Origin of the sequence: Streptomyces anandii JCM 4720 (assembly GCF_014650655.1) — a bacterium.
Classification (GTDB): domain Bacteria; phylum Actinomycetota; class Actinomycetes; order Streptomycetales; family Streptomycetaceae; genus Streptomyces; species Streptomyces anandii.
This window is the reverse complement of the sequence record NZ_BMVJ01000002.1, coordinates 518,326-524,644: the sequence shown is the minus strand read 5'-3', so window position 1 is coordinate 524,644 and position 6,319 is coordinate 518,326. Positions and strand designations below refer to the sequence as shown.

8 protein-coding genes are annotated in these 6,319 nt (G+C 70.0%); 4 read left to right on the top strand and 4 right to left on the bottom strand.

Going from position 1 to position 6,319, the window contains the following annotated elements; all coding sequences use genetic code 11:
- The coding region (locus IE249_RS05560; RefSeq protein ID WP_229857661.1) for a hypothetical protein at positions 1-682 on the bottom strand (682 nt) is incomplete at its 3' end.
- A gap of 447 nt (positions 683-1,129) precedes the next feature.
- Here IE249_RS05560 and IE249_RS05555 point away from each other — a divergent pair.
- The 4 genes from IE249_RS05555 (at position 1,130) to IE249_RS40345 (ending at position 3,632) form a co-directional block, all read left to right on the top strand.
- A complete protein-coding gene (locus tag IE249_RS05555) occupies positions 1,130-2,833 on the top strand; it encodes a chitinase (protein ID WP_189703600.1) in 1,704 nt (567 codons plus the stop codon).
- Between the two features lie 140 nt (positions 2,834-2,973).
- Positions 2,974-3,240 carry a hypothetical protein gene (locus tag IE249_RS05550; RefSeq protein WP_189703599.1) on the top strand — a complete coding sequence of 89 codons (267 nt, stop codon included), beginning with the start codon at positions 2,974-2,976 and terminating at the stop codon, positions 3,238-3,240.
- A 7-nt stretch (positions 3,241-3,247) separates the two neighbouring features.
- Positions 3,248-3,556: a hypothetical protein gene (locus tag IE249_RS05545; protein WP_189703598.1), complete on the top strand. Its 309-nt coding sequence runs from the start codon at positions 3,248-3,250 to the stop codon at positions 3,554-3,556.
- The gene (locus IE249_RS40345) at positions 3,510-3,632 is read left to right on the top strand and encodes a VOC family protein (protein WP_506366325.1); all 123 of its coding nucleotides are present in this window, start codon (positions 3,510-3,512) and stop codon (positions 3,630-3,632) included. The genes IE249_RS05545 and IE249_RS40345 overlap by 47 nt, the downstream gene beginning before the upstream one ends.
- Before the next feature lie 78 nt (positions 3,633-3,710).
- Here IE249_RS40345 and IE249_RS05540 read toward each other — a convergent pair whose 3' ends face one another.
- The 3 genes from IE249_RS05540 to IE249_RS05530 all read right to left on the bottom strand — a co-directional run.
- The gene (locus tag IE249_RS05540; RefSeq protein WP_189703597.1) at positions 3,711-4,271 is read right to left on the bottom strand and encodes a hypothetical protein; all 561 of its coding nucleotides are present in this window, start codon (positions 4,269-4,271) and stop codon (positions 3,711-3,713) included.
- Between the two features lie 113 nt (positions 4,272-4,384).
- A complete protein-coding gene (locus tag IE249_RS05535; protein WP_189703596.1) occupies positions 4,385-5,860 on the bottom strand; it encodes a GntP family permease in 1,476 nt (491 codons plus the stop codon).
- Positions 5,861-5,982: 122 nt separating this feature from the next.
- Positions 5,983-6,319: RidA family protein (locus tag IE249_RS05530; protein ID WP_229857576.1), on the bottom strand; the 337-nt coding region annotated here is incomplete at its 5' end.

The window sequence follows — 6,319 nt, the reverse complement described above, 5'->3', positions numbered from 1 at the left end:
GGACCGACAGGTCGGGCAGGTAGGTGCAGAACTCGACGAGCCTTCCCGTCCCCCACCAGCGCGCGGACTCCGCGGGAAGCTGGGCCTCGCGCAGCCCCTGTACGTTCCAGGCGGGAGCGAGGGTGGTGGCGGCCCAGTCGGACTGGAGCTGGCCCTTGCCCACGAGCATCCAGGTGCCGAACTCGGGCCCGGCGAGTACGGCTTCGGGGCCGATGCGCACGAGCTGGGGCTGGGGGTGGGCGATCACGCCGAACTGACTGCCGGGCACCCAGGACTTGGCGTGCGCCTTGAGCCCCACGGGGACGCGGTCGAGGCGGGTGACGGAACCGAGGACGGCGCCGGCGTGGACGTAGTGCGTGAGGAGGCGGCCGGCCGAGGCGAGCACGCCGGGGCTGAGGTCGCAGGAGGCCAGCTGCCGTAACTGGCGGGCCAGGACGGCCAGCGCGAGCGGGGGCAGGTCGGGCCGGAAGAGGGCGATGCGGTCGCTCTCCAGCAGCGAGCGCACGGTGTGCAGCCGCCGCTCGACCCCGCTGGGGACGGCGCGCGAGCACACGACGATCACGTGCCCGTGCTGCTCGATCAGCGCCTGCACGGCGTCCAGCGACTGCTCCAGCGGCTGTCGGTCCAGGTCGCGCAGGACGACGGCCGGCACGGTCCGCTCGTCGTGCGCGGGCAGCGCCATGTCGGCGCTGGTCACAGCAATGGCAGTTGACACGCGCAGCTCCCCGTTTCACGCCGTTCGGCCCGCCGGCGTTCCTCCGGCACGCCGAGTTGACTTCACTGCGTGACTACCTCAGCACTGTATCCACGCCTCTGTGACCGGAGAACAGCGATTCTGTAGCTGAGTGGCAACTGCCTGTCGCAAGTCACGGCAAAACGGGACGGGTTGAGCGGGCCCGTCGGCCCGGCCGGACCCGGAAGCGTGGATTCGGCGCCGTCCATTGACCGGCGAAGTTGGTCTGGACCTCTTGACAAGACAATTGGTCTGGACCAACTTGTACGCCTAACGGTGGCCACCGTCCCGGCAGTTGTCCTGCCGACTGCTCTCCCCGCTGCTCTCCCAGTTGCCCCGCCAGTTGTTCTCCTCCCTTCTCCCCCACCGGAGGCCCCAGTGGACCGCGTATCAGGCATGCCCAGACCCGGACGGCTCCGGCCGCTGCGCATCTGGTCGGGAGCCGTCGCCGCGGCACTCGCCCTGTCCTTCGCCGGCACGGGCCAGGCGTCGGCGGCGGACGTCAACAACGCCAAGAACGCCGGTTTCGAAGCGGGCCTGGGCAGTTGGACCTGTTCGGCCGGCAGCGGTACGGCGGTCTCCTCGCCGGTGCACAGCGGCTCGGCCGCGCTGAAGGCCACGCCGGCCGGGCAGGACAACGCCCAGTGCACCCAGTCGGTGGCGGTCAAGCCCAACTCGACGTACACGCTGAGCGCGTGGGTCCAGGGCGGCTACACCTACCTGGGCGCCACGGGCACCGGCACGACGGACGTGTCGACGTGGACGCCGGACACCTCGGGCTGGAAGCAGCTGTCGACGACCTTCACCACGGGTTCGTCCACCACCTCGGTCACCGTCTACCTGCACGGCTGGTACGGCCAGGCCGCGTACTACGCCGACGACGTCTCCGTCTACGGTCCCGACGGGGGCGGCGGCGGTGACCCGGCCCCCACCGTCCCGGCGGCCCCGACGGGCCTGTCGGCCACGGGCACGACGTCGTCCTCGGTGTCCCTGGCCTGGAACACCGTGTCCAACGCGACCGGCTACGACGTCTACCGGGGCGGCACCGAGGTGACGTCGGTGACGGGCACCTCGGCGACGGTGACCGGGCTGTCCGCCTCCACCTCGTACTCCTTCCAGGTGACGGCGGTGAACGCGGCGGGCGAGTCGCCGAAGTCGGCGACGGTGACCGCCACGACGGCCGGGACCGGCGGGGGCGGCGGATCCGGTTCGGGCCTGCCCAAGCACGCGGTGACGGGCTACTGGCAGAACTTCGACAACGGCGCGACCGTCCAGAAGATCTCCGACGTCCCCTCTCAGTACGACATCATCGCGGTGGCCTTCGCGGACGCCACGACGACGCCGGGCGCGGTGACCTTCAACCTCGACTCGGCGGGCCTCGGCGGTTACACGGCCGACCAGTTCAAGGCGGACATCAGGGCCAAGCAGGCGGCCGGCAAGAAGGTCGTCGTCTCGGTCGGCGGCCAGAACGGCACGGTCTCCGTCAGCGACCCGACGTCGGCGGCGAACTTCGCCGGCTCCGTGTACTCCCTGATGCAGACGTACGGCTTCGACGGCGTCGACATCGACCTGGAGAACGGCATCAACGCGACCTACATGTCGCAGGCGCTGCGCACCCTGTCGCAGAAGGCCGGCCCGTCCCTGATCATCACGATGGCCCCGCAGACCATCGACATGCAGTCCACGTCCGCGGGCTACTTCCAGACGGCCCTGAACATCAAGGACATCCTCACGGTCGTCAACACCCAGTATTACAACAGCGGTTCCATGCTGGGCTGCGACGGCAAGGTGTACTCGCAGGGCTCGGTGGACTTCCTGACGGCCCTGGCCTGCATCCAGCTGGAGGGCGGTCTCGCCCCGTCCCAGGTGGGCCTCGGCGTCCCCGCCTCCCCGAGCGGCGCCGGCAGCGGCTACGTCTCGCCGACGGTGGTGAACAACGCCCTCGACTGCCTGACCAAGCTCACCAACTGCGGCTCGTTCAAGCCCTCCAGGACCTACCCGGACCTGCGCGGCGCGATGACCTGGTCGACCAACTGGGACGCGGCGGCCGGCAACACCTGGTCCAACACGGTGGGGGCCCACGTCCACGCCCTGCCGTAACCGCTGCTTGAGCACATTCCGGTGCGGCGCCCGGCCCGGCCAGGCGCCGCACTGTTTGCATTGCGAACCGTAATGTGACGATGCGATGATCCCGGGCGTGTCTGATCACGGGGGCGACGGTGGCACAGGGGGGGGATCCGGTGGGCGGCGAAGTCGTGGGCGCGCACCGCGAGTTCGCCACCCTGCTCGGCGAGTTCCGCCGCGCGGTGGTGCTCGTACCGCTCGGCGAGGACGAGGCACCCCTGGCCGGGGACTACGGCGGCGTGCGCTGGATCTACGCCTCTCCGACGAGGCCGCGCTCGCCCGATGCCGACGCTTCAAAGGCTGGACAGGCGCAGAAAATCACGGCTTGGAGTTCGACGACCCGGGCATTTGCGAGAAATGTCGTGGAGGGGCTGGAGGAATGATGGCGTTATGAGAACCATTCGTTATCGCCTACGCGGTCCAGTCGGAGGACTGGCGGCCGACCTTGCTGCCGAGGCACGTCCGCTTGCGCAGGATGATGTTTCACATATGCACATCCACAACGGCGTCAGGCTGATCCTGCCAACAGAAGGCATCTATTGGAAAGATGCCGCTTGGCTGGCGCTGGGAGTCTCCCTCAACGCCCGCGCCGTGGCGGCACAAAATCCGGCGGGAACAACCATTCGCACAGTTTCCTTCAAGGCGCCCCTCAATGCAGACGTTGATCGCCAAGGGCGCCTCTCTGGTGGAACTTCATGATCCTGCGGAAGCCCTGATGACGGACCCCGAAGGCAACCGGTTCAGGGTCGTGCTCGACCCCGATCACGAGGCATGAGGCACGAGTCCGGGATCGGGGTTCGTTCGGGCTTCCGGGTCGGACGCCGCCCGGCGGGCCAGCGGCGCCCCTCGCCCCTCAGTTGTCGTCCTCCGTCGGTTCGGCCGTGGTGTCCTCGAAGTAGGCGTCCAGTACCGCGTCCAGTTCCGACTCCCAGGTCGGGAAGGTGGACCTGGAGGTTGCCTCGATTTCGATGGGGTACCAGCGGCGGTCCGGGGTGTGGACGGTGATCGTGAAGCGTTTGCCGAAGCGGGGGGTCTCCGTCTCGACGGCGCCGATCTCGTCCCAGCGGAACTCGCACTCCTGGTCGTCCAGGCTCAGACGTACGCCCCTGTGGTCGGCGATGATCCTCGCACGGCGGTCGGCGGCCTCGAAGACGGGGCCCTCGGAGGGCTCCGGGGCGACGGCCTCGTCCTCGGGCTCTTCGGCCGCCGGCTCCTTGTCGCCGGCCGAGGCCTCCGTGGGCTCGGCCGAGTCGGACGGCTCGGTCGGGGGCTCCGGGTCGGCCGGCGCCGGCACGCCCTCCGCGTCCGCCGGTGTCGGCGTCGTGAGGCCCGGGATGAAAGCCGGGTCGAATCCGGCGCCCTTGACGGGGTCGCCCTTCAGGGGCTGGCTGCTCGGTCCTATGCGCTGCTCCACAGCGGGCAGTATGGTCGACGATCCTGTGCCGCACACAGCCAGCCCCCGCATCGTTACCAGAGCCCTACACCAAATCGGGGCCCTGCTCGGAAATCACGCCGATACGAACGCGCTCATACGAACACGCTCACCGCGGCCGCCACCGCGAACCCCGCCACCGACAGCACGCTCTCCAGCACGGTCCAGGTGCGCAGGGTGTCGCGCTCGCTGATGCCGAAGTACTTCGCCACCATCCAGAAGCCGCCGTCGTTGACGTGCGAGGCGAAGATCGAGCCGGCCGAGATCGCCATGATGACGAGGGCGACGAAGGCCTGGGAGTGGTGGCCCCCGGAGAGCAGCGGGGCCACGATGCCCGCCGTCGTGACGATCGCGACCGTCGCCGAGCCCTGGGCCACGCGCAGCACCAGCGAGATGAGGTACGCCAGCACGATCACCGGCAGGCCCACGCCGTTGAAGGTGTCCGAGAGGGCCTGCGCGACCCCGCTCGCCTTGAGGACCGCGCCGAAGACGCCGCCCGCGCCGACGACCAGCAGGATGTTGCCCACCGGCTTGAGCGAGGCGGTCGAGACGGTCTCCAGGGACTTGCGGGACCAGCCCCGGCGGATGCCGAGGAAGTAGTACGCGAGCACCAGGGCGATCGTGAGGGCCACGAAGGGGTGGCCGAAGAACTCGACGACCGAGCGGCCCGTCGAGGGGTCCAGCGCGATGGAGGAGAAGGTCGCGGCCAGGATGAGGACCAGCGGAGTGCCGATGATGCCGAGGACGGTGCCCAGCGGCACCGGCCTCTCCTGCGGCTGGGCGCCCAAGGCCCGCTGCTCGCGCAGGACCGCCTGCCGGGCCTCGGCCGTCGCCTCCACCATGTCCTGCGGGACCTCGACGAAGATCCGCGCGCCGACCCAGGCCGAGTACGCCCACGCGGCGAGCACCGCGGGGATGCCGCAGACGACGCCCATCAGGATGATCCAGCCGAGCTGCACGTGCAGCAGGCCGGCCGCGGCCACCGGGCCGGGGTGCGGCGGCAGGAAGGCGTGGGTCATCGACAGGCCCGCGAGCAGGGGCAGGCAGTACAGCAGGATCGACTTGCCGCCACGCTTGGCGGCCGCGTAGACGAGGGGCGCGAGGACGAAGATGCCCACGTCGAAGAAGACCGGGATGCCGAAGATCAGGCCGGTCAGGCCCATGGCCAGGGGCGCCCGCTCCTCGCCGAACAGGCCGAGCAGCCGGGAGGCCAGCACCTCCGCGCCGCCGCTGACCTCGAGGATCGCGCCGAGCATCGTGCCCAGGCCGATGATGACGGCGACGTGTCCGAGGATGCCGCCCATGCCGGACTCGATGGTGGAGACGGCGTCCGATCGCTGGACCGTGCCGAAGAGTTCGGTGACGGACAGGCCGGCCAGCAGGCCGACGGCTATGGAGACGGCGAGCAGCGCCACGAACGGCTGGAGTCTCGCCTTCATGATCAGGAACAGCAGCAGGGCGATGCCCAGGGCGGCGACCAGGAGCAGGCCGGTGGTGCCGCCGACGAGGAGGAGCAGGCCTCCTGTGTGCGGGGGCGCGGGCGGGGCGGTGGCGGCGAGCGAGAAGGACATACGGGGGTCCTCGGGATAAGTACATGGAGCTTTCGGGCAGGGGGGATCGCGGCACGGCGCCCAGGGGGTGGCGGGCGCCGTGCCGTGACGGACGTACGGGATCAGGCGGGGTCGACGAGGCGTCAGCCGAGTACGGCGAGCGCGTCGATCTCGATGAGGAGTCCCGCGGGCAGGCCGACGTAGACCGTCGTGCGCGCGGCGGGCGGCTGGGTGAGGCCCTGCTCCTCGAAGTAGGCGTTGTAGATGTCGTTCATCTCGGCGAAGTGCGCCGTGTCGGTGAGGTAGACGCGGATCATCATCACGTCGTCCCAGCCGGCACCGCCCTCCTGGAGGATCGCCTTGACGTTGGCGAGGGTCTGGAGGGTCTGTTCGCGCAGGGTGGGTCCGGCGGGCGTGGGCGGCTTGCCCTCCTCGGCGGGCAGGAAGCCGACCTGGCCCGCGACCTGGAGGATGTTGCCC

Bases quoted from the DNA above. Each gene is read 5' to 3' on its own strand.
- IE249_RS05555 (WP_189703600.1), top strand. From the start codon at position 1,130: ATGCCCAGACCCGGACGGCTCCGGCCGCTGCGCATCTGGTCGGGAGCC.
- IE249_RS05535 (WP_189703596.1), bottom strand. From the start codon at position 5,860: ATGTCCTTCTCGCTCGCCGCCACCGCCCCGCCCGCGCCCCCGCACACA.
- IE249_RS05545 (WP_189703598.1), top strand. From the start codon at position 3,248: ATGAGAACCATTCGTTATCGCCTACGCGGTCCAGTCGGAGGACTGGCG.
- IE249_RS40345 (WP_506366325.1), top strand. From the start codon at position 3,510: ATGCAGACGTTGATCGCCAAGGGCGCCTCTCTGGTGGAACTTCATGAT.